This is a genomic window from Arcobacter sp. CECT 8989, from assembly GCF_004116715.1.
GTDB lineage: Bacteria > Campylobacterota > Campylobacteria > Campylobacterales > Arcobacteraceae > Halarcobacter.
This window is the reverse complement of the sequence record NZ_PDKE01000090.1, coordinates 1-417: the sequence shown is the minus strand read 5'-3', so window position 1 is coordinate 417 and position 417 is coordinate 1. Positions and strand designations below refer to the sequence as shown.

Here is a 417-nt window from a genome sequence, read left to right as displayed (position 1 = left end):
CATTTCAGCTAATACATGTTCAGCTTCACTCTCTTGTAAAATCTTTTCATGACTTGTTATAGCAATTACATAAAGTCTTTCTAATACTCTATATGCTGCAAGTGCAAAAGAAATAGGAATAACTAAATATACAATCCACATTGGCATATTCCAAAGGTCAATTGATCTTTCATCTAAGTCAATAACTAATAATAAATATTTATAACCATAAAAAGAAACTGTTATTAAGAAAATAAGAGTTACTACATGAGAAATTAGTAACATAACTTTAGCAATTCTTGTTGGCATAACATCTAAAACAATAGTTACAGCAATATGTGCATCTTTTTTGAAACAATAAGCTGCAGCAAAAAATACACTCCATAAGAATAAGAATATACTTAATTCTGATGCCCAAGTTAATGAAGCATCAAATAC

At 28.1% G+C, this 417-nt stretch carries 1 protein-coding gene; it reads right to left on the bottom strand.

Going from position 1 to position 417, the window contains the following annotated elements:
* Nucleotides 1–417: TRAP transporter small permease (locus CRV02_RS14560; protein WP_164969033.1), on the bottom strand; the 417-nt coding region annotated here is incomplete at both ends.